This is a genomic window from Pyxidicoccus sp. MSG2, from assembly GCF_026626705.1.
Taxonomy (GTDB): Bacteria; Myxococcota; Myxococcia; order Myxococcales; family Myxococcaceae; genus Myxococcus.
The window spans coordinates 1,322,015-1,347,209 of the sequence record NZ_JAPNKC010000001.1 but is presented as its reverse complement, the minus strand read 5'-3'; the positions used below and the strand labels follow the sequence as shown (position 1 = coordinate 1,347,209).

Sequence of the window (25,195 nt, the reverse complement as noted above, 5' to 3'; positions counted from 1 at the left end):
CTTTACCAGTACCCCTCAGCCCCTGCTTCAGCGAGTCACCAGGGGCAGCACTTCCGTCTCGAAGGTGGCCTGGAGCTTGCGGATGGCGGCCTGCGCGGCCTCGATTCTACCCGAGGACGCCGGGTCCCTGATGGAGTCGCGGAAGGGCTCGGGAACCGCGGCGAGCGCCGCCTTGGCCGCGTCAATCTCGGAGATGATGCGCTTGTCCAGCGCCGAGTCCACCCCGACGACGGTCCGCAGCGAGTGCTCCGCCGTCGCCGTCGAGCTTGCGAAGCCGCGGTACGCGTGCAGCACGCTGTCGATGTTGTTGCTGAAGTCGCTCAGCGAGTTGTACGCGAACTGGCTCTCCACGAGGTTCGGGTCCTTCGCGTCGTACGGGTCGGCAATCTTCCCGTTGGCCACCTCGTCCAGGATGTTGGTGATGCCGCCCACCATCTCCTGGGCCGCCGCCTGCGTGGACGGGTAGGCCGTGTTGCCGGACTGCCCCGCGTTGGCCAGCGTGTTCCGGTACGCCGGCTTGCCGTCGTAGCCCTTCGTCCACGCGTCCGACAGCGACGAGGAGATGGACTTCATCTCCGCGGTGATGGCGGTGAGGTACTCGAACTGGCGTGCGTTGAACTCGGTGGCCTTCTTCGCGCCGCCCTCGCCGAAGAGCAGGTACTCCACCGTGTGGAAGCCCTTCTGCGTCTCCTGCAGGTTGCGGACGTACTCGGGCGTCAGCGCGTCACCGCTGGCGAGCACCGCGTCCAGGTCCGTGCGGTTCACCGGCCAGCTGTCCAGCGCCGGGTCGAAGCCGTAGCTGTCCACCGGGCCGAAGAGGAACGCCTCGCTCTCCTCCCACGGCTCGCGCGCGGCGAACCACGCGTTCCTCGCCGTCTCCAGGCGTGTCGCGGAGGGGTCGGCCTGCAGGGCCCGGGCGGCCGTGTCCAGCGCCGTCAGGCGGGTGGCGAGCTCCTGGTAGGTGGGCACCACCACCTGGTCCACGAAGGTGCTGATGACGGCCGAGTCCACCGTCTCCGGCGTGGGGTTGGAGTCGCCGTCGTCGGAGCAGGCGCCGAGCAGCAGCGCGCCGGCCGCGAGCACGGGGCGCAGGGTGAGGCGAAGGGAGCGGGGGAAGCGGGGCATGGGGTCCTTCCTTGCGGGGAGTGTCAGTAGGAGAAGCCGGTGGAGAAGCGCAGCGTGTTCTCCGGCCGGAACGTGGCGGAGCCGAGGCGGCGGTGGGCGAAGTCGAGCTTCGCGAAGGCAATGCCCTCGAGGATGTAGGACGCGCCCACCGTGTAGACGGTGCGGCGGAAGCGCGGGTTGTCGAACAGCTCGGCGCGCGGGTGGAACTCCGTGTCCGCGTAGTCCACGCGGACGAAGGGGAAGAGCTCGTGCGCGTCATCCAGGCCCAGCGACGGCGCCACGTCGAAGCCCAGCTCGCCCCAGGCGGCCAGCGCGTTGTCGGACACCGGGGTGCGCAGCACGCCCAGCAGGTTGGACAGGCGCGAGTTGCGCTGGGACACCTGCTCCGCGTTGTCCAGGTGGCCCCACAGCACCAGCGCCTTCCCGCGCCAGCGGCCCTTCTGCACGGACAGGTGCGCGTCGAGGATGAGCACCGGCGCGGACACGTAGCCGCACGGCGCCACCGTGTTCTCGTCCGCGCCCTCGCACTGCTGGATGAGGTCCGGCTTGGGACGGTTGCGCGTGGTGTTGCCGTAGTAGCCGGACGCGCCGAAGCTGAAGCCCTCGAAGCGGACGACGTCCGCGCGGCCCACCAGCGCCAGGTCCGAGGCCCGCGCCACCTCGAAGCGGCGCTGGTGCCCGGCCACCACCCACAGCTGCGAGCTGAAGCCCGTGGAGTCCAGCCCGTTCACCAACTGTCCGGTGAGACGCAGGCCCCAGGGCGCCTTCCACTGGACCTGCACGCCCATCTCGTCCCAGGTGTTGGGGATGATGAGCGTCTCCGCCTCGTCACGCACCGTGGCCAGGTAGTCCGTGGGGCGGTAGTACTCACTCAGCGTGCCCACCGCGACGTAGAAGCGGCCCACGGTGACGGACGCGTGGCGGCCCAGCTTCTTGGAGAGGTACAGCTCTTCGATGAGCACCTCGCCGCCCTTGTCCACCTCCAGCTCGTACTCGCCGAACTCCTCGTACTCCAGCTCCACCGCGGCGCCAGTGCCCGCGTGCTCGAACTCCACCTCCGCCTCGGCCTCCAGCCCGTACTCGGGCAGGCCCGCCTCCAGCGACAGCACCAGCCGCGTGGTGTCGAACGCCAGCCGCGAGTCGCGCTGCGAGCCGCGCGCCCGGTTCTGGTTCTCTCCGTAGTTGAAGTACGCGAACTGCAAGTCGGCGTAGCCGCCTGGCTCCAGTTCCAGCCTGGGGCGCTCTTCCTCTTCCTTGTCCTTCTCGGGAACGTCCTCGTCGGCCCGGGCGGGCACGGCGCAGAGGAGGAGGGGCGCGCACAGCAGCAGCGACAGCGAACGGGGTGTACGAGCAGTCATCGGAGCGGCGCGCACCGTACGTCCACGATTTTGACTTTGCAAACCGTTTTCAATTCCCGGGAATGAAGAAGCCCGGGGCGTGGGGACCCCGGGCTTCAGTCACAGCAGGAAGTCAACCGGTGTGCGTCAGTCTCTCACCACTTCATGTTCTCCTCGCCGCTGGCCTCCTGGCGCTTCTCGCCGGGGCGGGAGACGGAGGTGAGGGTGGCGCGCACGGCGCCCAGGTCCAGGGTGCCCACGGCGGCCAGGGGCAGGCGGCGGGCGTCGTCGGAAATCCACACGTGCACCTCGCGCTTCTGCGAGGGCCTGTCGAGGCGGATGGCCATGCCCTGCATGTGCCAGGCCTGGAACTGGCCCAGCGGCGTCGTCACCTGCTCGCGCTTCACCACCGAGCCCTGCATGCGCCACAGCCGGCGCACGCCGTACACGTCGAAGCACACCTGCATGTTCTCCTGCAGTGGCAACTGGCGCAGCAGGTAGATGGAGCCGGCCACGTCCAGGCCGTCCTTGTCGTAGGTGTAGTTGAGCTGGCCCTTGGGGCGCTGGCCCACCTGGTAGTCCACCTTCACGGAGCGGTCCTTCGCGCCGAAGGCCACCTCCACCTTGCGGCGCTGCTCGTTCTCCGTGGTGTCTTCGATGTAGCGCTTGGGACGCAGCGTGCGCGGGTGGAGGTACGTGATGGCGTTGCCGTGGACCCGGCGCACCTTGGAGAAGAAGGAGTTCGTCTTGGCCTCCACCTCCACCGGCAGCTGCCCGTCCTTCTGCTTCTGGACGCGCATCGTCATCTTCCCGGCCTGGGCGCCCATGGCGTCCAAATCGAACTCGAGCACCTCGCCGGGCATGAAGGCCATGGGCGTGCGCAGCGCGGGCAGCGCCTGCGCGCAGGGCGCCACGGTGATGGGGACCTTCTTGTCCTTGTCCGCCGCTTCGGCCTTGTCGGCCTCGGGCTTGTCGGCGTCCGCGTCCGGCAGCTGGGCCCAGGCGGTGGCGGTGGACAGCGTCAGCCAGGCCGCGAGGAGGGTGCGCATGGAGCTCATCCTTTTCCTTCCACAGGGACTACGGGGTGCTGTCGGGCGTCTGACGGCCCGAGCGCTTCGCATATTCGGAACCGGCCCACCGCTTGCGCAGCCGTGCCGTGACTTCCTGACGGACCGCTTCCCATTCTCCCGCATCCCGGGTGATGTCCCAACCCGAGCGGGCCAGCCTCCGCGCGGCCGCCTGCGCGAAGTCACCCTCCCCGAGCTCCGTCAGCAGCCGGAGGTACTCGTAGTCCTCCAGCCCGTCCCGCAGATGCTTGAGGCGCAAACTGATGACGGGCTGATGGCCCGGGGTGCCGAGCCGGGCCGGCGTGCCCGGGTAGAAGAGGGTGCCGTCGCCGTTGCCGCCGAACTCGAAGACGTCCGTCCACACGTCTTTCTTCGTGTTGTAGGCAAAGACGGTGTCGAAATAGAGCTCGCCGTCCACCCCGGAGGAGAAGGCCAGCACGCCCATGGCGCGGTTGAGCGGGGCGGGGTGGTCCACCATGTACGAGGCCCAGCCACTGTAGGCGGCGTCCACCGCCGCGTCCTCGGGCGGGCCGCCGTTGCAGCCGTGCGAGTTGCAGCTCTGGTACCACCACACCTTCGCGCCCTTCGGCAGGCGGCCGCGCAGCGTGCGCGCCGCCACCACGTTGCGGCACGTCTGCGGCCCGGGGCGCGGGTAGAAGCAGTTGAGGGTGGGCGTGAGGATGTCCGCTGCGCCGCGCAGTGCGTCATCCAGCGGGCTGGTGACGAGCACGGGGATGCCTCCGGCGGCGCGCACGCGCTTCGCCTGGGCGTGCACCAGCGGCACGTCCTCCGGCTTCGGCTCGTCCTTGGCGTAGAAGAAGAGCTGCGCCGGCCAGCCCTTCTTCCGGAAGTGCTCGACGAAGGCGCGGTAGTACGCCGCCTTCTCCGCGTCGGTGCTGGCCTGCTTGTTGTCGCGCACCTCGGCGGTGGTGAAGCGCGCGCCCGAGGGCAGCAGGCTGCCGTCGAGGAAGGGCCCCATCTCCGCGTCGTACGCGCGCCAGTCCACCACCGGCCTGCCACCGTCGAAGCGCACCGGCGGCGGCGACATGCTCATGCCGTGCGCGCTCACCCGGTGCTCCAGCAGGACGCGGCCGTACGCGCGCAGCAACTCCTTCGCCTCGGGAGACTCCGGCGACACGCCGTGCCCGCGGGCGATGCTGTACAGCGACACGCCGAAGCTGGTGGGCAGGGACGACGTGGCGGGCAGCGCGAAGGGCTGCACCTCCACCGTGAAGGGCACCGGCGCGGGGGCCTCGCCCTCCGTCTTCACGCGCAGCTCGCCCTTGTACGTGCCCGGCGCCTGCTTCTCCGGCGCGCACACCTCCACGTAGAGGACGGTGGGCAGCTTCGCGTCGGCGGACTGAATCGGCGCTTCCACGGGCACCAGCGCGTCCGGCCACGGACCCGTGCGGCCCTCTCCGTTGGACGGCGTCTTCACGTCCACGAAGACCTGGCGCCATACGGAGACCTTCAGCGCGGCGCCGGGCCCCGCGAGCGACAGCGCCCCCACCTTCGGGCGCGCCGCGTGCGCGGGCAGCACCACCTGCGTGGCCTCGCACTCGCCGCGGGCCACGCTGAGCCGGGCGTCGCGGCGCCCCTGCACCGCTTCACCCGGACGAACCTTCACCAGGGGCGACACCACCCGCGGCCCTGGAGCCGCAGCTGTCGCCGCAACAACCGGAGTCGCGGCCATTGCCGCCACCATCGCCCACGCCCATGCCCCGCCCATCCGCCCCCTTCGCCGCTTCCGTCGGGTGCTACCCGTCGTTCCCGGCCCGGGCCAACTCCATGATGCGGCCCGGCTTGTAGTCGGTGATTTCCGCCACCATCGTCCCCAGCGCGAACTCCGCCTCCACGCGCACCGGCACGTGGTTGGGGTCGGTGGTGAGGTACACGAACATGTCCCGCTTCGACGTCAGGCTGCCGCCGAACTCCGCCTGCACGCGCAGCTTGAAGACCTCCCTGGGTCCCAGCTCCGTGTTCATCATCTCGCGCGCTTCCACCTTCGCGCGCATCGTGAACGTCTTGCTGCCCGTGAAGACGGGGTAGGAGTAGTCCCTGCCCACCTCCAGCTCGCGGTTGCGCAGCGCGAAGGTGGCACCCGTCACGTCCAGCGTGCCCTGCTCCAGCTCCCGCGTGGACTCGCGCGGCTGCTCGCCCTCCTTCTGCTTCACGACGAGGGCGCCCTTGCCGTCCGCCTGCATCTTGATGCGCTGGCGGCGGCGCTTGCCGTTCTCGTCCGCGTGCAAATCACTGCCCAGCACGCGCTGCCCGCCGGCCTGCCAGTACGAGACGAACTTGTTCTTGATGGGCCACACGCCGATGACGTCCTGCGAGCGCGCCAGGGCGATGATGGGCCACACCTCCTCGCCGAACTGCTTCATGGGCGCGCCCACCGTCACCTGCGCGGTGCCCGCCGTCACGCCGAGGTACTTCACGCGATACTGGGATTGCTCACCGGGGCCGAAGGCCGGATTGGCGGAAGTGTCCTGGGCCATGGCCGTCGCGGACCACACCAGGCCCGCCAGCACCGCCGCGAATCCCCACCTGGACTGCGCACGCATCGAGTGAGCTCCCTCGCTTGGAAGTTAAGTAGCCTGGACCCTATCCGCCAGACCCGCCCCCAACCGTCCCCGCCGTGCCGCATTTCCACTGACGTGCCTGGAGGCCAGGCATTCAACGGGTGCTTGCCCGCTCCACAGGGGGGCCTGCGGAGACGTCACGGGGCGCACACTCTCTCATGCCCGGCCCACGGGACGCCTCTTCCGCCCCCGAGCCCGGTCGCCCTCCATGCGGCTTACGGTGTCCACCCGCCGACACCGCTCTGGTAGCCTTCGCGCAAGGCGGCGCCCTCGCGGCGCCCGAGCGCCAGGAGGCACCGTGGCCAACACCTACGACTTCGACGATGACGACAAGGACCTGAAGGCGACCGCCGGCGGCAAGTTCAAGGAGTTCGACTGTCCGGACTGCAACGCCAACAACCCCGTGCACGACACGTTCGGCGATCAGGACGAGGTGCGCTGCAACTACTGCGGCACCGAGTTCCGCGTCACCGTCAGCGGCGAGGGCCGGGTGAAGTTCAAGGAGCTGTGAGGCCGGCTCTCCGCCGGCGTCACGCCCGCTCGCCGAAGATGGCCGTGCCCACGCGGACCACGCTGGCCCCCTCCTGGATGGCCAGCTCGAAGTCGTGCGTGGTGCCCATGGACAGGCCGGGCAGGCCATGCGCCCGCGCCAGCTCGCGCAGCGCCTGGAAGTAGCCGCGCGCCCGCGCCTCGTCGTCCGTGGGGGGCGGCAGTGACATCAGCCCCACCAGCTGGAGCCCGGGCAGGGCGCGCACTTCCGTGAGGAAGGTCTCCAGCGCCGCGGGCTCGAGGCCGCTCTTGGTGGCCTCGCCGCCCACGTTGACCTCCACGTAGCAGGGCAGGGGAGGCGCGCCCTCGCGCCGCTTGGACAGCTCGCGCGCCACCTCCAGCCGGTCCAGCGCGTGGAAGGAAGCGGCCACGCGCGCCACGTACTTCACCTTGTTGGTCTGCAGCGCGCCGATGGCGTGCCAGCGCAGGCCCTCCAGGTCCGCCAGCTCCGCGGCCTTGTCCCGCAGCTCCTGCGCGTAGTTCTCCCCGAAGTCGCGCTGGCCCGCCGCGTACGCCTCGCGGATGAGCGCCGCCGGCTTCAGCTTGGACACCGCCACCAGCGTCACCGACTCCACCGGCCGCCCGGCGCGCGCGCAGGCCGCCGCCACCCGCTCGCGCACCGCCGCCAGCCGCTGCGCCACGCCGTCGCTCACGGCGAGGCCCTCCACGGCAGCGGCACCCCGGCGCGCTCCAGCAGCGCCAGCGTCTCGCCCAGCGGCAGGCCGATGACGTTGGTGGGGCTTCCGTCCACTGCCGCGACGAGGAAGCCGCCCTTGCCCTGGACGGCGTAGGCGCCCGCCTTGTCCAGCGGCTCGCCGGTGCCCGCGTACCAGGCAATCTCCCCCGGGGTGAGGGCCCGGAAGGTGACGCGGGTGCGCACGACGAGTCCTTCCGCGTGCCGGCCGGCCAGTGCCACGCCGGTGTGCACCTCGTGGGTGCGGCCGGAGAGGCGGCCGAGCATGGCCTTCGCCTCCTCGGCGTCCCGGGGCTTGCCCAGCAGCTCCGGGCCCAGCACCACGGTGGTGTCCGCGGCCAGCACCCAGGCGCCCGGGTGGCGGGTGGCCACCGCCCCGGCCTTCTCCCGGGCCAGCCGCAGCACGTAGGCTTCCGGGGCCTCCCCGGGGCGGGGCGTCTCGTCGATGTCCGCCGCCGACACGGTGAAGTTGAGGCTCAGTTGTGACAGCAGCTCCCTGCGCCGGGGCGAGGCAGAGGCCAGGATTAGCAACGTTTGCTCCGCGTTCGAGTGCATGTTACGGCTCGGGTCGGCCTTACCAGACTTGCGCCTCGGAGTGGACTCTACGGATGAAGCCCGCAGACCTCCTGTCGGCCATGAAGCGGACGGTAGAGCAACTGGCCGCGTTCAACGAGATGGCCAAGGCGCTGACCTCTACGCTGGAGCTGCGCGAGGTGCTCGCGCTCGTCATGCAGAAGGTCAGCAGCCTGCTGTTGCCTCGCAACTGGTCCCTCATCCTCCAGGACGAGCGCACCGGGAAGCTCTACTTCGAAATCGCGGTGGGCGACGGCGCCGAGGTCCTCAAGGGCCTCCAGCTCAACCCCGGCGAGGGCATCGCCGGCGCCGTCTTCAGCTCCGGCGTCGCCCGGCTCGTCCATGACGTGGGGGGAGACCCCAGCTTCGCCCCCCGCTTCGACGAGGCCTCCGCCTTCCACACCCGCTCCATCCTCGCGGTGCCGCTGCTCGCCCGCGGCCGGGTGCTGGGCATCATCGAGCTCGTCAACGGCCCCGCGGACCCGCCCTTCACCAACGAGGACCTCACCACCCTCACCGCCATCGCCGACTACGCGGCCATCGCGATTGAGAACGCGCGCAACTTCCGGCGGGTGCAGGAGCTGACGATTACCGACGAGCACACCGGCTGCTACAACGCCCGGCACCTGCGCGCGCTGCTGGACCACGAGGTGAAGCGCGCCGCGCGCTTCCGCCATCCGCTGTCGCTCGTCTTCCTGGACCTGGACCACTTCAAGAGCATCAACGACAGCCACGGCCACCTGATGGGCAGCGCCGCCCTCAAGGAGGTGGGCGACATGCTCATCTCCCTCGGCCGGCAGAACGTGGACTCCGTCTTCCGCTACGGCGGCGACGAGTTCGCCATGCTGCTGGTGGAGACCGATCTGGACGGGGCCACCCTCATCGGCCAGCGCATCTGCGAGGCCTTCCGCGGGCGCCCCTTCCTCCAGGAGCACGGCCTGGACGCGCGCCTCACCGCCAGCGTCGGCGTGGCCACCTTCCCGGACCACTCCATGTCCGCGCTGGACCTCATCCGCGCCGCGGACTTCGCCATGTACGCGGCCAAGGCCCGTGGCCGCGACGGCATCTGCATCGCCGTGCCCACCACCCCGGACACCGGCTCCTCGGACTTCCCCGCGCGCTGAAAAAGACCGAGGGCCGGGGAGGGAAGCACCCTCCAACCGGCCCTCGCAGGTGCTTCGACGTGACGGGGAAGCGGAACTAGCCCGCGCCCACCACCGAGTCGATGGCCTCGGCGTTCGTCACCACCGTGCCCTGCTTCTTCAGCGACTTGAGGAAGGACTCGGTCAGCTCGATCTGCTTGGCCTGCTGGGCCTGGGCGCGCAGCTCGTCCTTGCGCTTGTCGAAGCCGGCGGTATCCGGCTTCTGGCGCTCCACCACCTGCGTGACCACGAAGCCCTCGCCCACCGGGAAGACCTGGCCCAGCGGCTCGGGGCCGTTGGCCGCGAACACGGCCTTCACCAGCTCGGGCGCGGGGCCCAGGTGCGGCACCGCCTCACCCTCGGCCGTGAAGCTGTCCGTCTCCACCGCCTCCGGACGCGTCTCCGTCTCGAAGCGCAGCAGGGCCGGCTGCTCCTTCTCCGAGGGGAAGAGCTCCTTCAGCGTCTTGCCACCCTTGATGGAGGCCAGCGCCTTCTCCGCCTCGGCGCGGGCCTGCTCCTTCGCGCGCTCCTGCTTGTAGAGCGTGGTGGCAATCTCGTCCGAGACGTCCTCGAGCTTCTTGTCCTGGGCCGCCTGCTTCTCCTCCACCTTGACCAGGTGCACGCCGAACTTCGTCTCCACCGGCTGCGTCACCTCGCCCGCCTTCAGCGCGAAGGCCGCGTCCGCCAGCACCGGCTCCCAGCTGTTGCGCTCCACCCAGCCGAGGTCTCCACCGCGCGCCTTGCTGCCCGGGTCCTCGCTGCTCTCCTTCGCCACCGCGGCGAAGTCCTTGCCGCCCTCAATCTCCTTGCGCAGCGCCTCGGCCTTCGCCCTGGCCTGGGCCTTCTGCTCGGCGGTGGCGTCCGGGGCCAGCTTCACCAGCACCTGGCGGGCGTGGATGCGCTCGGGCTGCTGGTACACGAAGCGGTTGGCCTCGAAGTAGTCCTTGATCTCCTTCTCGTGCGCCTTCTTCCACTCCGCCAGCTGGGCGGGCGTGGGGGCGGGCACCTTCTCGGCGAACATGGTGGGCAAAAAGCGCGCGAAGACGACCTTGGCCTGGTTGCCCTGCTTCTCGTAGCGGGCGCGGACCTCGTCGTCCGACACCACCGCGTTGGCGCGCACCACGTCGAGCATCTTCTGGGCGCCCAGCTGGCGGCGCAGCTCGCTCTCGAAGTCCGGCGCCGTCTTCCGGTAGAAGTCGCGCAGCACCTGCTTGTAGCGCTCCATGTCGAACACGCCGTCCTTCTGGAAGTCCGGGTTCTCATGGATGAGCTTGCGCAGCTCGTCGTCGGAGGCGGTGATGCCGTGGCGCTCGGCCGCCTGGGCGAGCAGCTCGGTGTTCACCAGGCGGTCGAGCACCTGGGTGTGCATGCCGAACTGGCGGGCGACGGATTCCGGGATGGGGCTGCCTTGCGAGCGCAGGAAGTTCATCTGCCGGGCCCATGCGGTGGCGAAGTCGCGCATGGGGATTTCCTTGCCGTTCACCGTGGCCACCGAGCCGGGGGCCGTGCTCGCGGCGCCGGTGCCGCCGAAGCCGTTGCTGCCCGGCCCGAACGACAGCGTGAACACCACCGCGATGCCGATGATGAACACCAGGGAGAAGACCTTCCGGGGATTCAGACCGTCCATTGTCGTCACTTCAGGGGCAAACGCGCCGAGAAAAGCCGTGCGGAAGGACTCGCGACGCGGTGTTGTTGGTAGCCCGGCCGGTGGGTGGTGGAGCTTCAATCACCCCCGACGCAAGGCCTTGACTGCCTAGGACAACGCACCGGAAAATGCAAGCGATTTAGAGAGTTTAGCCCACCCCCGACCCCACCAGCTCCACCCTCGCACCCAGGGATTACTGCCCCTTGCTGTCGCTCCTCAAGCGGTACCGCCGCCCCCTCATCGTGGGCGTCCTGCTGCTCTACCCGCTCCTCGCCTTCCTGCTGAGCGGGCGGAAGGGCAGGGACCCCAATCCCATCGACAGGGCCGTCATCGCCCTGTCGTCACCCGTGCAGCAGCTGCTCACCACCTCCATCGAGGGCTCGGTGGCGGCGGTGCGCGGGTACCTCGACTTGCGCGGGGTGCGGCAGGAGAATGACGCGCTGCGGTTGGAGAACCTCCAGTTGCGGGCGGCCGTGCAGTCGCTGGGCGAGTCCCGCGCGGAGAACGGGCGGCTGCGCAAGCTGCTCGGCTACGCGGAGGCGGAGTCCGGGCCGGAGATTCCGGCGCGGGTGGTGGGGGTCAATCCGGTGGCGAAGCTCCTGTCGGTGCGCATCAGCGGTGGTGAGAAGGACGGCGTGTTCCGCGGCATGTCCGTGGTGACGCCGGACGGAATCGTGGGGCAGGTCATCCGCGCCACGGGCGGCTACGCGGACGTGGCGCTGGTGACGGACCCGCAGAGCCGGGTGGCGGTGCGGGTGCAGCGCTCGCGGGCGCGCGGCACGGCGGCGGGGACGGGAGCGGGTCCGCTCAAGCTGGAGAACATGCTGCGCACCGAGGACGTCGAGGACGGCGACCTCATCATCACCGCGGGCACCGACGGCATCTACCCGCCGGGCGTGGTGGTGGGTCGGGTGACGAACCTGGAGAAGAAGGAGCACGGCATGTTCCAGGGTGCGGACATCGTCCCGGCGGTGGATACGAGCAAGCTGGAAGAGGTGTTGGTGGTGGGCAGTCCCTACAGCGCCATGGCGCCGGGCAGCACCGCGGAGGGCGCGTCGAAATGAAGTTCCTGGTGACGGTGGGCCTCGCGCTGGCGTTGCTCACGTTGGAGTCGGTGGTGGTGAAGCAGGCGGGCCTGGTGCTCGGCCGCATTGACGTCACCGTGGTGCTGGTGGCGTTCCTGGCCCTGCGCGCCACGCTGCTGGAGGGGGCCTTCTCCGCCTTCGCGGTGGGCTACCTGCTGGACCTCATGAGCGGCCAGCCCACGGGCCTTTTCACGTTCCTCGCCGTGTTGACCTTCCTGGTGGGCCGGCTGGTCGCCACCTTCGTGGACGTGCGCGGCGCCATGTCCTTCGCCCTGTTCGCCATGGGCGCGGACGTGGGGCACTCGCTGTTGTCCACCTTCTTCACGTGGCTGACGGTGAAGGACGGCAGCGCGTCCCTGTCGGGACTGCCGCTCCAGGTGGTGCTGACGGGGGCCGCGGCGCTGGCGCTCTTCCCCCTGCTGCGCCGCTTCGAGGCGAATCAGGAACGTCAGACGGGGTTGCTGCGGTGACGCCTCCCACGCTGGGCAATACGACGCCGGGCCGCGAGCTGAAGCGGCGCTTCCTGTGGCTGGGCCTCGCCATGTCGCTGGGCCTGGTCATGCTGTCCATCCAGCTCTACCGGCTGCAAATCACCCGGGGCGAGGAGTACTCCGCCAAGAGCGTGGCCAACTTCGTGAAGGAGGTGCGGCTGCGCGCCGACCGCGGCGTCATCAAGGACGCGCGCGGCACCATCCTCGTGGACAGCCGTCCGTCCTTCGACGCCTTCGTCACGCCGGCCTTCTGCACGGACTGTTTCGAGCAGGTGATTCCGCGCCTCGCGGAGCTGCTCCAGTGGGACGCCGACCAGCGCAAGAAGGTGGAGGACACGGTGCGCATGGGGCGGCGCAACGCGCCCTTCCAGCCGGTGCCGGTGCGCGTGGACCTCACGCGTGACGAGTACGACCGGCTCGCCGCCCGCCGCGACATCCTCGACGGCGTCGAAGTGGCGCCCGTGCCCCACCGCTTCTACCGGACCAACACGGTGCTGTCGCACGTGCTGGGCTACATGAATGAAATCACCCAGGAGGAGCTGGAGCGGCTCAGCGCCGACGGCGCGAAGTACGCCCTGGGCGACTACATCGGCCGGCGCGGCCTGGAGCGCTACTTCGAGCAGCGGCTGCGCGGCACGGACGGCGTGCGCAAGGAAGTGGTGAACGCGCGCGGCCAGACGATTGAAGAGCTCAACATCAAGCTGGGCGACAACGCCGTGGTGCAGCCCCGCGCGGGCAGCAACCTGGTGCTCTCCATCGACATGCGTCTCCAGGAGGAGGCGGAGCGGGCCTTCCCGGGCGTGACGGGCGCGGTGGTGGCCATCGACGTCAACACCGGCTTCATCAAGGCGCTGGTGTCCCGCCCGGGCTTCGACCCCAACCTGCTCACCGGCCGCGTGACGCCGGCGCAGATGGCCCTTCTGTCCAGGGATCCGCTGGAGCCGATGATCAACCGCGTGGCCGCCGAGCACTACAGCCCGGGCTCCACCTTCAAGGTCGTCACCCAGCTGGCCGCCTACAAGTCCGGCGCGTTCCGCCCGGAGACGTCGGTGATGTGCCCCGGCGGCTACCGGCTGGGCGCGCGCGTGTGGCGCTGCCACAAGGACAGCGGCCACGGGCACATGGACGGCTACAACGCGATGAAGACGTCCTGCGACACCTGGTTCTACAAGGTGGCGGACACCATCGGCCTGGACCCCATCGGTGAGATGGGCAAGTCGCTGGGCCTGGGCGCTCCCACGGGCATCGACGTGGTGGCCGAGGTGCCGGGCATCATGCCGACCAGCACGTACCACGACAAGGCGTCGCCCGGCGGCTACACCAAGGGCATGGCGCTCAACAGCGCCATCGGCCAGGGCGACGACAACGTGACACCGCTGCAGCTCGCGCTCGTGTACGCGGCCATCGCCAACGGCGGCACGCTGTTCAAGCCGCAGCTGGTGCAGCGGCTGGAGAACCTGGACGGTGAAGTCGTCGAGGAGTTCAAGCCGGAGGTGGTGCGCCGGGTGGACATCCCGGCCGCGCACCGCAAGGCCGTGATTGAAGGCCTCGTGAAGGTGGCGCAGGAGCCGGGCGGCACCGCGTACCGCGCGCGCATGGCGGGCATCCAGGACAAGGACATGCAGGTGGCGGCCAAGACGGGCACCGCGCAGGTGGCCCGGCTGGGAACGGTGCGCGTGAAGACGCAGCAGATGAGCTTCTTCGAGCGAGACCACGCCTGGTTCGCGGGCTTCGCCCCGGCGGACAAGCCCGAGCTGGCCATTGTCGTCCTCAACGAGCACGGCGGCCACGGCGGCGCGGACGCGGCGCCCACGGCCATGGCCGTCATCCAGAAGTACTTCGACTTGAAGAAGCAGGACGCGACGGCGCCGCCGCCGCGTCCCAACCAGCCCTACACGCCGTCCCTGTCGCGCGCGCCGAGCGTGGACGAGGCGGCGCTGACGCGGGGCGTACTGCCGCCGGCCGAGCTGCCGGGTGACGACGAGGACGTGACACGTGCAACTCCGGATTGAGCGGCGGATGGTGCCCCACATCCCCTGGGGCCTCATCATCTGCGTGCTGGGGGTGTGCCTGCTGGGCATCTGGAACCTGGCCTCGGCCTCGCGTCCGCCGCTCGCGCCCGTCTGGTCCAGCCAGACGTTGTACCTGGGGGTGGGCCTGCTGGCGGTGCTGGTGGTGTGCCTGGTGGACTACCGGTGGATTCAGCGCATGGCGCTGCCCATCTACGTCGCCAACATCGTGGCGCTGCTCGCCCTGCGCGTCATCGGCCACACCGCCAAGGGCGCCGAGAGCTGGTTCGTCATCGGCCCGTTCCGCCTGCAGCCGGCGGAGTTCATGAAGATTGGCGTCGTGCTGATGCTGGCCAAGGTCTACCACGACGACTTCCGGCCCAACGAGCCGTCCTATGGCCTGGTGCGGCTGTGGAAGCCGCTGCTCGTCGTGGGCGTGCCCTTCGTGCTGGTGCTGGTGCAGCCGGACCTGGGCACCGCGCTGATGATTGGCCTGTCCTCGCTCACCGTCATCCTGTTCGGGAAGGTGCGCTGGTACCTCGTGGCCACGCTGGTGGCGGGCATCCTCGCGGGCGCCATCATCATCTGGAACGACTACATCCGCGAGGTGCCGGAGCCGCGGCCCACCATCGTCCGGCACTACCTGAAGAAGCACCAGAGCCAGCGCATCTCCGGGTGGTTGGACCCGGAGGCGGACCTGCGCGGCAGCGGCTATCACGCGGCGCAGTCGAAAATCGCGGTGGGCTCTGGCGGCGTCTCCGGCAAGGGCTGGCGCGAGGGCACCCAGACGGGCCTGCGCTTCCTGCCCGAGCAGCACACGGACTTCATCTTCTCCGTGTGGGCGGAGGAGCACGGCTTCGTGATGTGCGCGTTGCTCCTGGTACTCTATGGCGCCATCTTCATCTTCGGCCTGGGGGTGGGCTTCAGTGCCCGGGACAGGTTCGGCGCCTTCGTCGCGGTGGGCGTGGTGGCCATGCTGTTCTGGCAGGTGTTCGAGAACATCGGCATGGTGATTGGCATGCTCCCGGTGACGGGCATCACCCTTCCGCTGATGAGCTACGGCGGTTCCTCCATGCTGTCCGTCATGCTCAGCATCGGCCTGCTGGTGAACATCAGCATGCGCCGTCACATGTTCTGAGCCTTACGGCTGCGTCCCACCGGGGCCGGTGTGCGGCCCGCCTGAAATTCAACTTCCAGGCGGGAAGGCGGTAGCTTCCGGGGCAGGTGGAGGTCGCGCATGCAGAGGAAGGTTGCCCAGAAGGCCAGTGTGACGGTTCGCGCGCCGGTGACCGAGGCGCCGGCAGTGGTGAAGGAAACGCGCCCCGCGGGAGGCGCCCTGGAGGCGCGCCAGCCGGCCGCGCCCCTCATCGAGATGAACCAGGGAGAGGCCGAGCACCGGCAGTTCCCCCGCGCCCAGTTGGCCACGCGCTTCGAGGTGTGGGTGGACGGTGAGGGCGGGCGGCGCTTCGCCGCGAGCTTCACGTCCGTCAACGTCAGCGTCAGCGGGGCCTTCCTGGAGAGCACCTTCTACCTGCCGATGGGCACGGTGCTGGGCGTGCGCTTCTCGCTGGAGCCGGGGGCCGCGCCGGTACTGGCACGCGCGGAAATCGTCCGGGAGGAGCGCTCCACCGGGCCCGAGGGCCGCACCGGTTTCGGCATCCGTTTCATCGACTTCAGCGGGCAGACGGAGGTGGCGCTGGCGCGCCTCTTCGTGGGCATGCGCCTGCGCACCTTCGCGGAGGAATACCTGAAGTCTCAGCGGGCCCGCTCACTTCCCAATGAATTGGAACGCGTGGTGGATGTGCTGGCCGCCTGGGAATTGCTCAAGGCCACCACCTCCGCCGCAGATCCCTGGCAGGGCGGGTAGGGCCAGGCTCATCACTTCGGTGAGCATGGAAAGTGACAGTGATACAGGCACAGTCGTCTGGAATTCCCTGGCGCGCAAGAGGGGTGTGGGGGCGCCGGGGGCGTGACACATGCGGCTCGCCCAGGGCCGTGGGCGTGAACCGCGTGCGTCATGAATCAGGCCGACTTGCCGCCCGACAGCTGCTTGCGACGCTCCGCCTGGTAGTGCGCCGAGCAGAGCCCCTTCGAGCGCTGCTCACGCGTGCAGCCATCCACGGTACAGCGGCGGTCCGCCGACACCGTGTTCCCGCCCGCCAGCATCTTGGGCGGACGGCCGCGGCGGCGACCCGCCGTCATCGTGTTGTGACTTGCACCATTGCCACCCAGTGACGGCATGCCCGTGTTGAGCGCACGCAGCATTCCCCGTCCGATGGCGTCTCCCAGAGCTTCCGCCCAGTTCACCATGGCTGGCGTCAGCGGGACGTTGGACAATTCTTTGCGAGGACGTGCCATGAATACTCCATGTGAAAACAGTTGATGAAGACAAACACTGCTATGTGCCTATTTGGCGGTTGAAGTCATCGCTGTCAATACAACCTTGGAGGGTCTGTCGTGACTCGTAAACGTTTTCAGAAAATTGATGACAAGACTGAACACGGATACGTATTTCCCGTAAGTCCTCCGGGGACGGTGTCACTGGGCGCGGTGGACCTGAGCGTCTCCGTGGAGGACGACGAGTCGTATGAGAAGGAGCTGGCGGTGCTCCAGGAGCGCGCGTTCCAGCTGCAGATCCAGACGTACCTGGCGAAGCGGCGGGCGGTGCTCGTCTTCGAGGGCTGGGACGCCTCGGGCAAGGGCGGCGCCATCCGCCGGCTGACGTCGCTGATGGACCCGCGCGGCTACAAGGTCTGGCCCATTGGCGCGCCGTCCGAGGAGGAGAAGCGGCACCACTACCTGTGGCGCTTCTGGGCGAGGACGCCGGGGGCGGGCGAGGTCTGCATGTTCGACCGGAGCTGGTACGGCCGGGTGCTGGTGGAGCGGGTGGAGGGCCTCGCCCGGCCGGCCGAGTGGCGGCGCGCCTACGCTGAAATCAATGCCTTCGAGCGCATGCTCACCGACGACGGCGTGCGCATGGCGAAGTTCTTCGTCCACATCGACAAGCAGACGCAGCTCAAGCGCTTCCGCGCGCGGGAGAATGACCCCACGAAGCGCTACAAGCTGGGCCCGGACGACTGGCGCAACCGCTCGAAGTGGGGGAAGTACGAGGGCGCCATCCAGGACATGCTGGACCAGACCCACCGGCCGGACGCGCCGTGGCACGTGGTGCCCGGCAACGACAAGCGCTACGCGCGCCTGGAGGTGCTGCGCCGCTGCGTGGCGTTGCTGGAGGCTTGAGGCTGGGGCGGCACGCGGGCGGGCAGGGGCCCTCCCGCGTGCACGGGCCCCGGGCGACTACAGCGCCTTCTGGAGGGCCGCCTCGATGCGGGCCTTGGGCACCGCGCCGACAATCTGCTCCACCACCTTGCCGCCCTTGAAGATGAGCAGCGTGGGGATGGACCGGATGCCGTACTGCTGCGGGGTGTCCTGGTTCTCGTCGATGTTGAGCTTGGTGAACTTCACCTGGCCCTGGAACTGGGTCGCCAGGGCGTCGATGGCCGGGGCAATGGCCCGGCACGGCGCGCACCAGGTGGCCCAGAAGTCCACCAGCACGGGCTGCTGGGATTCCAGCACCTGTTGGTTGAAGTCACCGTCCCCGACGTTCGTCACATTGTCGCCAGCCATGATGTCTCCTTCGGGCCCACTTCCGGCCATTCGGCGCGTCGTCTAGTACGCGTCCGGTGGCCCTGCAAGAACGGGCCGGGCATCAGCCCATCTGGCCGGACAGATGCGGATGGAACGGGGGCGTTTCAACCCAATTCCCCGAACGTCCCCCCGCGCCAGGGGAGGGTGGTGTAAGCTGGCGGGCGTGACGAAGCTCTTCCTGCCCCAGACCCAGCTCGAGGAGTGGGCACTGGCGGACAAAGCAGACCTGCGCGAGGGCAAGCTGGTGGTGATGGCGGAGGGAGGTGTGACCTTCCCCCTCACCCCCGCGGTGCACTTCGTCCAGCTCGTATCGGGCGAGGACGGCCAGGGGCTGGTGGCCAGGGTGAAGACCGACGAGCAGCTCGCCCGCCTGGGGGCCGAGCAGATGGCCGACTCGGTGCTGGTGGGGGACAACGCCTACGAAGTGGTCCCGGGGTATGTCACGGAGGTGGCCTTGGCGCCCCGTCCGGAAGGAGGGGCGAAGAAGCCCGACTCCGAGGCGGACCTGTTGGCCGCCTTCATCCTCAACAAGATGGGCTGATACCGCCCGTCTTCAGACACGAGAAGCCGGGCTGAATCGCCCGGCTTCGGTGGTTAAGAGCCTGTGCCCATGAGCCATACGCTCGTCTCACTCGCCTGCCACGCCTACGGCATCGCCGCGGTGGTCTACCTCGCCTACCTGGTCCGCCAGAACGAGGTGCTGGCCACCTTCGGCCGCGTGCTGGTGGGCGGCGGGCTGGCGCTGCACGGCGTGGCCCTCTTCGAACTGCTCGGCGTCCAGGAGGGCCGGCCGGTGGGACTGGCCCAGGGCTTCTCCGCGCTCGCCTTCCTGCTGCTCGCCATCTTCCTGGCGCTGGACGTGCGCTACAAGCGGCCCGTCATCGGCGCGTTCCTCACGCCCCTCGCGGTGACGGTGTTGATACCGGGTCTGTTGATACAGGGCGGCCAGTCGCCGCTGCCGCCGGGCGTCCGCCAGCCTCTGCTGCCGCTGCACATCACCCTCGCGCTGCTGGGGCTGGCAGCGTTCGCCGTGGCCGCGGGCGTGGGCGTCATGTACATCCTCATGGAGCGGCAGGTGAAGGCGAAGCGCTTCGGGCTGCTCTTCTCGCGCCTGCCCTCGCTGGAGTTCCTGGACACGCTCAACCGGCGCCTCGTGGTGTGGGGTTTCATCGCGCTGTCGGTGACGCTGGCCACCGGGGCCTTCTTCGTCACCACCACGCCGGACCTGGGCTGGCACTGGGACGGCAAGTCGATTGCGACGGTGGTGGCGTGGGGCGTCTTCGCCGCGCTGGTGAATGCGCGCATCTTCGCGGGGTGGCGCGGGCGCCGCGTGGCGCTGCTCACCATGGCCGGCTTCTGCCTCGTGCTGGTGTCCTTCCTGTCTTCCTATGACCTGGCGGTGCCGACGGCCGCGGCCATGAGGTTGCCCTGAGTATGGAGCTCATCTGCATCGGCCTGTCCCACCGCACGGCGCCCCTGACGGTCCGTGAGCGGCTGGCCCTGTCCGAGTCCCGGCAGGTGGAGGTCGTCCAACGGCTGGCCCAGGCGCCCGTGGAGGCGCTCTGGGTGTCCACCTGCAACCGCGTGGAGGTGTACCTCTCCGCGCCGGACGCCGTGCTCGCGCGCCAGCGCGTGGTGGCGGAGCTGCAGTCGCTGGGCGGCCCGGAGGCGCTGGAGCACCTGTACGAGCACCGCGGGGAGAACGCGCTGGTGCACCTGTTCCGCGTCGCCGGCAGCCTGGACTCCATGGTGCTGGGCGAGGCCCAGATCCTCGGCCAGGTGAAGGACTCCTTCGAGCGCGGCCAGGGTGCGGGCGCAGTGCGCGGCGAGCTGACGCGCGCGTGCGCGGCGGCCTTCAGCTGCGCCAAGCGCGTGCGCACGGAGACGGCCATCGGCCGCGCGTCCACGTCCATGGCGGCCGCGGCGGTGCAGCTGGCGAGCAAGGTGTTCGACGGCCTGGTCGGCAAGACGGTGCTGGTGGTGGGCGCGGGGGAGATGGGCGAACTGGCCGCGCGCCACCTGAAGGGCGCGGGCGCCACGAAGCTGTTCATCACCAACCGCACCCTGGCCCGCGCGGAAGCGCTGGCGGTGGAGGTGGGCGGCACGGCGCGGCCCTTCGAGGAGCTGTTCGCCCTGCTCGCCGCCGCGGACGTGGTGGTGTGCAGCACGGCGTCGCCGGTGCCCATCTTCACGAAGGAGAACGTCGGCGCGGTGGGCCGGGCGCGCAGGGGCCGGCCGCTGTTCATGGTGGACCTGGCGGTGCCGCGCGACATCGACCCGGCCGTGGGCCAGCTGGACTGGGTGCACGCGTACGACGTGGACGACATCCAGAAGTTCGTCGCGGACAACGCCGCGGCGCGCGCCGAGGAGGCGCAGAAGGCGGGCGTGCTGGTGGCACAGGAGGTGGCCCGCTTCGTCAAGGAGCGCGCCCTGCGCGAGGGCACGCCGGTGCTGGCCCGCCTGCGCCAGCGCGCGGAGGCCATTGCCCGCGCCGAGGTGGAGCGCACGCTGGGTGCGCTGGGCGACGGACTCAACGACAAGCAACGCAAGAGCATCGAGGCCATGGGGCGCGCCATCGTCAACAAGCTGCTGCATGAGCCCACCTCGCGCCTGCGCGCCGTGGGCCCGGAGGGCGAGGGCAACCGGCTGGCCGGCGCCGCCGCCGAGCTGTTCGGACTGTTGGAGGGAGAGGAGCCCGCCGCCGCGGCCGCTCCCGCCGAGCTCCCCACCGCCCAGTCCGCCACGGGGGCCAATCGATGAAGGCCGTGCGCATCGCCACCCGCCAGAGTCCGCTGGCGCTCTGGCAGGCCCGCCACGTGGGCGCGCTCCTGAAGGCGCGTCACCCCGGGCTCGAGGTGTCCCTGGTGGAGATGACCACCGAGGGCGACCGCTTCCTGGGCGCGCCGCTGTCCGCCGTCGGCGGCAAGGGGCTGTTCGTGAAGGAAATCGAGCAGGCCCTGCTCGATGGCCGCGCCGACCTGGCCGTGCACAGCCTGAAGGACATGACGTCCGTGCTGCCGGACGGGCTGATGCTCGCGGCGGTGCCGGTGCGCGAGGACCCGCGTGATGCCTTCTGTGGCCTGGGCGGGCTGACACTGGACACGCTGCCCCAGGGCGCGCGCGTGGGCACGTCTTCGCTGCGCCGCAGTTGCATCCTGCGCTCGGGGCGGCCGGATCTGGACATCGTCAGCCTGCGCGGCAACGTGCAGACGCGCCTGGCGAAGACGAAGGAGCTGGGGCTTTCCGGCGCGGTGCTCGCGTACGCGGGGCTGAAGCGGCTGGGCCTGGAGGGCGTCGTCACCCAGGTGCTGCCCACCGAGGTGAGCCTGCCCGCGGTGGGGCAGGGCGTGCTCGCGATTCAGTGCCGCACCGACGACGCGCGCGTGCGCGAGCTGCTCTCTCCGCTGGAGGACGCCACCACGCGCATCGCGGTGACGGCCGAGCGCTCGCTGCTGGCGAAGCTGGAAGGGGGCTGCACCGTGCCGCTGGCCGGCCATGCCACCGTGTCCGGCGGCACCGTGCACCTGCGCGGGCTGGTGGGCCGGCCGGACGGCACCCACGTGGTGCGCGGCGAGGTGCGCGGCCCGGTGGAGCGCGCCGGGGAGCTGGGCGAGTCCCTGGCGGACGACCTGCTCTCGCGTGGCGCGGCGGACATCCTGCGTGATTTCGCTCGCCGCGCGGAGGCCCGGGAGTCCTAGACTGCCGCGCGCGTGGAACGGCGACTGGAAGGCATCCGAGTGTTGGTGACGCGCCCGCGTGAGCGGGCCGAGGAGCTGTGTTTCCTCCTCGAGGACGAGGGCGCTGACGTGCTCAGCGTGCCCCTGCTGGAGCTGCGGCCACCGGAGGACCCGCGCCCGCTGGCGTCCGCGGCCGAGCAGATTCAACGCTACCGCTGGGTGGTGTTCGCCAGCCCGTCCGCGGTGGAGGCGCTGATGGAGGCGCTGCGCGAGGCCGGCACCATGGACCGGCTGCGCCGCGTGAAGGTGGCCGCCGTGGGGCCCCGCACCGCGCGCACCTGTGAGGGCTTCGGCCTGGACGTGGCGGCGGAGCCGGAGGAGGGCACCGGCGAGGCCCTCTTCCAGGCCATCAAGGAGGGGCTCCAGCCAGGCGACGAGGTGCTCCTGCCCGCCGCCGAGGAGGGCCGGCGCGAGCTGGAGGACGGGCTGCGGGAGGTGGGCGTGCTCGTCACCCGCGTGACGGCCTACCGCTCCACGCCCGCGCCGCTGCCGCCCGAGGCCCTGGCGCTGCTGGAGGAGGCGCCGCTGGACGTGGCGCTCTTCGCCTCGCCGCGCACCGCGGAGGTGTTCCTGGAGGAGGTGGGCCGCGACAAGCTGGGCGCCGCCCGCGTGGTGGCGATTGGCCCCACCACCGCCGCCGCCCTGGAGCGCCTGGGGGTGCCCCCGGCCGCCGTCGCGGAGCGCCCCACGATGGAGGCGCTGGTGGATGCCGCCGTCCGGGCGGTTCGCGGCTAGGCTGCTCTCCCCGCGGTGCGCACTCCAGAAGGAAGGGGTGATGTACTGCCGCGGGTGGAGAAGGAGACGGGCTTGGCACAGGCACTGAGCGGCGCGGGCGGCATCCCCTCGAGGGGACGCGATGACTTCACCACGCTCTTCGTGCTGGAGGCGCTGGTGGCCCAGGGGCTGCTGTCGCCCCAGCAGGCGCAGGAGGTGCTCGCCCGCGAGTCCGCCGCGCGCGCCCGCGTCCTCAAGGCGCAGGGGGGCAACGGCAAGGAGGCCGCGCGCTACGACGTGTCGCCGGTGGAGGTGGTGGCCATCTTCCAGGTGCCGCTGGCCAACGGCCGCGGCACGCTGGACGAGGACCGCGTCACCGAGGTCGCCGCGCGCGCCGCGGGCATCGCCTACCGGAAGATAGACCCGCTGAAGCTGGACATGGCCATGGCCACGCGCACCGTGTCCCGGCCCTACGCGCAGAAGCACGTGCTGCTGCCGCTGGAGCGCACCGAGCAGGGCCGGCTGCTGGTGGCCGTGGCCAACCCGTTCGACCGCGAGCTCTTCGAGAACCTCCACCGCCTCACCGGGATGCCGGTGGACCCGGTGCTGTGCGCCAAGTCGGACATCCTCAAGTCCATTGCCCACATCTACGGCTTCAACAAGACGCTGGCGCGCGCCGCCGACGACTTCGGCGCCACCGTGGGGGCGCAGGTCTCCAACTTCGAGCAGCTCGTGTCGCTCAGCGGCACGCAGGAGCTGGAGGCGTCCGACAAGCCCGTGGTGCAGGCGGTGGACTACCTCTTGCGCTACGCCTTCGACAACCGCGCCTCGGACATCCACCTGGAGCCCAAGCGCGCCACCAGCCTGGTGCGGCTGCGCATCGACGGTGTGCTGCACCCCGTGTACACGCTGCCGGCGCAGGTGCACGCGCCCATCGTCTCGCGCGTGAAGATGCTGGCGCGCATCGACATCTCCGAGAAGCGCAAGCCGCAGGACGGCCGCATCAAGACGGAGCGCGACGGCCGCGAGGTGGAGCTTCGCGTGTCCACGCTGCCCACCGCCTTCGGCGAGAAGGTGGTCATCCGCATCTTCGACCCGGAGACGCTGGTGCAGGACATCGCCCAGCTCGGCTTCGAGCAGGACGAGAAGGGCGCCTTCGAGTCGTGGATTGACAGGCCGCACGGCCTCATCCTCGTCACCGGCCCCACGGGCAGCGGCAAGACGACGACGCTGTACTCCGCGCTCAAGGCGCTGGCCGGCTCGGACGTCAACGTCGTCACGATTGAAGACCCCATCGAAATGGTGTGGGACGCCTTCAACCAGGTGCAGGTGCAGCCCAAGGCGGGGCTCGACTTCGCCGGGGCGCTGCGCCACATCCTGCGCCAGGACCCGGACGTCATCATGGTGGGCGAGATTCGAGACCCGGAGACGGCGGAGAACGCGATTCAAGCCGCGCTCACCGGCCACCTCGTGCTCTCCACGCTGCACACCAACGACGCGCTGGGCGCGGTGGCGCGCATGCGCGACTTGGGCGTGCCGTCCTTCCTCCTCGCGCAGAGCCTCCTGGGCGTCATGGCCCAGCGCCTGCTGCGGCGGGTGTGCAGCCACTGCGCGGAGGAGTCGACACTCACTCCGGACGAATTGCTGGCGCTCCAGGCGCCGCTGCCGCTGCTGCCGGGTGGGGTGCGGCTGCTCAAGGGCGCCGGCTGCGTGCGCTGCCGGGGCACCGGCTTCGTGGGCCGCACCGGCGTCTTCGAAATCGTCACCTGCGGCGGTGAATTGAGGGACCTCGTCTCCCGCGAGGCGCCCTACGACAAGCTGGTGGAGGCGGCCCGCCGCTCCGGCATGCGCACCCTGCGCGAGGCCGCCGTGCGCAAGCTGGCCCAGGGCCTCACCGCCTTCGACGAGGTGGTGCGGATGACGTCCGTCTGAGCCGTGGCGGGCCGCTGCCCGCCAGCTGGTTGCAGGACGCGCCGAGGCCTGGTTTTACCGGGGGTGCGTCGTTGCCCGCCATGTCTGTCAAGCAATGGACATTCTCGCTTCGGGTGGGCTACACGTCCGCGCCGCCGAGCCCCGGCTGTCCTGCGGCCCGTGCGCCCGCCGAGGCCATCCAAGGAAGCCTGCGAGTCCAAAGCCGATGAACAGACGACTTCAATCCTTGAGCACCATCCTGGTGATGGGTTGCTCCATGCTGCTGGTGTTGCTCGCGAGCGGGGCCCAGGCGACCTGTTTTCCTCAAGGTGGCACTCAGAGCTGCCAGTTCACTCCCTCCTGCAAGGGAGTGATGACCTGTAACGAATACTGGAGCGAATGCGAGCCGACAGGCCAATCCACGGTCGCCTGTTCGGTGTGTGGCCGGTCGGGCTACCGGACCTGTGATGGGGAAGGGAACGTGGTCGGCGGCTCGTGCTCGGCCTACAAGACCAAGGACGATATCTGCAACGGGTGTGACGACGACGGTGATGGCCAGATTGACGAGGACGTCGCCCCTCTGGGCGCGTGTGATCCGCTGCAGAACGGCTGCCTCGGCACGGTTCAGTGCATCGGCGGGCAATTCCAGTGCTACATCGCGCCCCAGACGCGGTATCTGGCCTGCGCCGATGATTGCGGTGGGTATTCCGCGAAGCGGTGGTGCAACACCGACGGCACGGTAGGGGTGTGCACGCGGGATGATCCCGCCCCTGAAGACTGCAACGACTGCGACGACGATCGGGACGGCGTCGTCACGACGCGCCGAATCAGGGAACCAACACCCTCACGCGCGCATGCCAGAGCCCCGGCGGGGGCGTATGCCCTG

Annotated in this window: 24 protein-coding genes; 14 read left to right on the top strand and 10 right to left on the bottom strand. The window is 70.0% G+C overall.

Annotated elements, in window-relative coordinates:
- Window positions 1-27 precede the first annotated feature (27 nt).
- The 5 genes from OV427_RS05570 to OV427_RS05550 form a co-directional block, all read right to left on the bottom strand.
- Window positions 28-1,125, bottom strand: a complete 1,098-nt coding sequence (locus OV427_RS05570) for an imelysin family protein (RefSeq protein WP_267855066.1) — start codon at window positions 1,123-1,125, stop codon at window positions 28-30.
- Window positions 1,126-1,148: 23 nt separating this feature from the next.
- Window positions 1,149-2,483, bottom strand: coding sequence for a hypothetical protein (locus tag OV427_RS05565; RefSeq protein WP_267855065.1), 1,335 nt, complete (start codon window positions 2,481-2,483; stop codon window positions 1,149-1,151).
- Window positions 2,484-2,617: 134 nt separating this feature from the next.
- Window positions 2,618-3,520, bottom strand: coding sequence for a DUF3108 domain-containing protein (locus OV427_RS05560; protein WP_267855064.1), 903 nt, complete (start codon window positions 3,518-3,520; stop codon window positions 2,618-2,620).
- Between the two features lie 19 nt (window positions 3,521-3,539).
- The gene (locus tag OV427_RS05555) at window positions 3,540-5,258 is read right to left on the bottom strand and encodes a DUF4091 domain-containing protein (RefSeq protein ID WP_267855063.1); all 1,719 of its coding nucleotides are present in this window, start codon (window positions 5,256-5,258) and stop codon (window positions 3,540-3,542) included.
- A gap of 28 nt (window positions 5,259-5,286) precedes the next feature.
- Window positions 5,287-6,093, bottom strand: coding sequence for a DUF3108 domain-containing protein (locus tag OV427_RS05550; RefSeq protein WP_267855062.1), 807 nt, complete (start codon window positions 6,091-6,093; stop codon window positions 5,287-5,289).
- A 316-nt stretch (window positions 6,094-6,409) separates the two neighbouring features.
- On the opposite strand from OV427_RS05550, the gene OV427_RS05545 reads away from it, so the two are divergent.
- Window positions 6,410-6,622, top strand: a complete 213-nt coding sequence (locus OV427_RS05545) for a hypothetical protein (protein WP_267855061.1) — start codon at window positions 6,410-6,412, stop codon at window positions 6,620-6,622.
- Between the two features lie 19 nt (window positions 6,623-6,641).
- Here the strand turns inward: OV427_RS05545 and OV427_RS05540 are convergent, their stop codons facing one another.
- Window positions 6,642-7,313: a YggS family pyridoxal phosphate-dependent enzyme gene (locus OV427_RS05540; RefSeq protein WP_267855060.1), complete on the bottom strand. Its 672-nt coding sequence runs from the start codon at window positions 7,311-7,313 to the stop codon at window positions 6,642-6,644.
- The gene (locus OV427_RS05535; RefSeq protein WP_267855059.1) at window positions 7,310-7,909 is read right to left on the bottom strand and encodes a Maf family protein; all 600 of its coding nucleotides are present in this window, start codon (window positions 7,907-7,909) and stop codon (window positions 7,310-7,312) included. Before OV427_RS05535 ends, OV427_RS05540 begins: the two co-directional genes overlap by 4 nt.
- A gap of 53 nt (window positions 7,910-7,962) precedes the next feature.
- Here OV427_RS05535 and OV427_RS05530 point away from each other — a divergent pair, with 53 nt between their 5' ends.
- Window positions 7,963-9,051 carry a sensor domain-containing diguanylate cyclase gene (locus tag OV427_RS05530; protein ID WP_267855058.1) on the top strand — a complete coding sequence of 363 codons (1,089 nt, stop codon included), beginning with the start codon at window positions 7,963-7,965 and terminating at the stop codon, window positions 9,049-9,051.
- Between the two features lie 76 nt (window positions 9,052-9,127).
- Here the strand turns inward: OV427_RS05530 and OV427_RS05525 are convergent, their stop codons facing one another.
- A complete protein-coding gene (locus OV427_RS05525) occupies window positions 9,128-10,696 on the bottom strand; it encodes a peptidylprolyl isomerase (protein WP_267855057.1) in 1,569 nt (522 codons plus the stop codon).
- 221 nt (window positions 10,697-10,917) lie between these two features.
- Here OV427_RS05525 and mreC point away from each other — a divergent pair, with 221 nt between their 5' ends.
- The 5 genes from mreC to OV427_RS05500 all read left to right on the top strand — a co-directional run bounded on the left by mreC (window position 10,918) and on the right by OV427_RS05500 (window position 16,166).
- Window positions 10,918-11,778, top strand: coding sequence for a rod shape-determining protein MreC (gene mreC, locus OV427_RS05520; RefSeq protein ID WP_267855056.1), 861 nt, complete (start codon window positions 10,918-10,920; stop codon window positions 11,776-11,778).
- Window positions 11,775-12,269, top strand: coding sequence for a hypothetical protein (locus OV427_RS05515; protein ID WP_267855055.1), 495 nt, complete (start codon window positions 11,775-11,777; stop codon window positions 12,267-12,269). The genes mreC and OV427_RS05515 overlap by 4 nt, the downstream gene beginning before the upstream one ends.
- Window positions 12,266-14,302: a penicillin-binding protein 2 gene (gene mrdA, locus OV427_RS05510; protein WP_267855054.1), complete on the top strand. Its 2,037-nt coding sequence runs from the start codon at window positions 12,266-12,268 to the stop codon at window positions 14,300-14,302. Before OV427_RS05515 ends, mrdA begins: the two co-directional genes overlap by 4 nt.
- 7 nt (window positions 14,303-14,309) lie before the next feature.
- On the top strand, window positions 14,310-15,437 hold the full coding sequence (rodA, locus tag OV427_RS05505; protein WP_267863370.1) for a rod shape-determining protein RodA: 1,128 nt from the start codon (window positions 14,310-14,312) through the stop codon (window positions 15,435-15,437).
- A 99-nt stretch (window positions 15,438-15,536) separates the two neighbouring features.
- The gene (locus OV427_RS05500; RefSeq protein ID WP_267855053.1) at window positions 15,537-16,166 is read left to right on the top strand and encodes a PilZ domain-containing protein; all 630 of its coding nucleotides are present in this window, start codon (window positions 15,537-15,539) and stop codon (window positions 16,164-16,166) included.
- Window positions 16,167-16,321: 155 nt separating this feature from the next.
- On the opposite strand, the gene OV427_RS05495 is transcribed toward OV427_RS05500, so the two are convergent.
- Window positions 16,322-16,657, bottom strand: a complete 336-nt coding sequence (locus OV427_RS05495; protein ID WP_267855052.1) for a hypothetical protein — start codon at window positions 16,655-16,657, stop codon at window positions 16,322-16,324.
- Between the two features lie 177 nt (window positions 16,658-16,834).
- Here OV427_RS05495 and OV427_RS05490 point away from each other — a divergent pair, with 177 nt between their 5' ends.
- The gene (locus OV427_RS05490; protein ID WP_267855051.1) at window positions 16,835-17,539 is read left to right on the top strand and encodes a polyphosphate kinase 2 family protein; all 705 of its coding nucleotides are present in this window, start codon (window positions 16,835-16,837) and stop codon (window positions 17,537-17,539) included.
- 57 nt (window positions 17,540-17,596) lie between these two features.
- On the opposite strand, the gene trxA is transcribed toward OV427_RS05490, so the two are convergent.
- Window positions 17,597-17,926: a thioredoxin gene (gene trxA / locus OV427_RS05485; protein ID WP_267855050.1), complete on the bottom strand. Its 330-nt coding sequence runs from the start codon at window positions 17,924-17,926 to the stop codon at window positions 17,597-17,599.
- Window positions 17,927-18,029: 103 nt separating this feature from the next.
- Between trxA and OV427_RS05480 the strand changes: the two genes are divergently transcribed.
- The 6 genes from OV427_RS05480 to OV427_RS05455 all read left to right on the top strand — a co-directional run bounded on the left by OV427_RS05480 (window position 18,030) and on the right by OV427_RS05455 (window position 24,330).
- Window positions 18,030-18,488 carry a hypothetical protein gene (locus OV427_RS05480; RefSeq protein ID WP_324289930.1) on the top strand — a complete coding sequence of 153 codons (459 nt, stop codon included), beginning with the start codon at window positions 18,030-18,032 and terminating at the stop codon, window positions 18,486-18,488.
- A 69-nt stretch (window positions 18,489-18,557) separates the two neighbouring features.
- Window positions 18,558-19,379, top strand: coding sequence for a cytochrome C assembly family protein (locus OV427_RS05475; protein ID WP_267855048.1), 822 nt, complete (start codon window positions 18,558-18,560; stop codon window positions 19,377-19,379).
- A 2-nt stretch (window positions 19,380-19,381) separates the two neighbouring features.
- Complete coding sequence (gene hemA / locus OV427_RS05470) at window positions 19,382-20,707, top strand: glutamyl-tRNA reductase (RefSeq protein ID WP_267855047.1); 1,326 nt, start codon at window positions 19,382-19,384, stop codon at window positions 20,705-20,707.
- Window positions 20,704-21,645 (top strand): hydroxymethylbilane synthase, encoded by a 942-nt coding sequence (gene hemC, locus OV427_RS05465; RefSeq protein WP_267855046.1) that lies wholly within the window; start codon window positions 20,704-20,706, stop codon window positions 21,643-21,645. Before hemA ends, hemC begins: the two co-directional genes overlap by 4 nt.
- Window positions 21,646-21,687: 42 nt before the next feature.
- Window positions 21,688-22,419, top strand: a complete 732-nt coding sequence (locus OV427_RS05460; RefSeq protein WP_267863369.1) for a uroporphyrinogen-III synthase — start codon at window positions 21,688-21,690, stop codon at window positions 22,417-22,419.
- A gap of 72 nt (window positions 22,420-22,491) precedes the next feature.
- On the top strand, window positions 22,492-24,330 hold the full coding sequence (locus OV427_RS05455) for a GspE/PulE family protein (protein ID WP_267855045.1): 1,839 nt from the start codon (window positions 22,492-22,494) through the stop codon (window positions 24,328-24,330).
- Window positions 24,331-25,195: the final 865 nt, after the last annotated feature.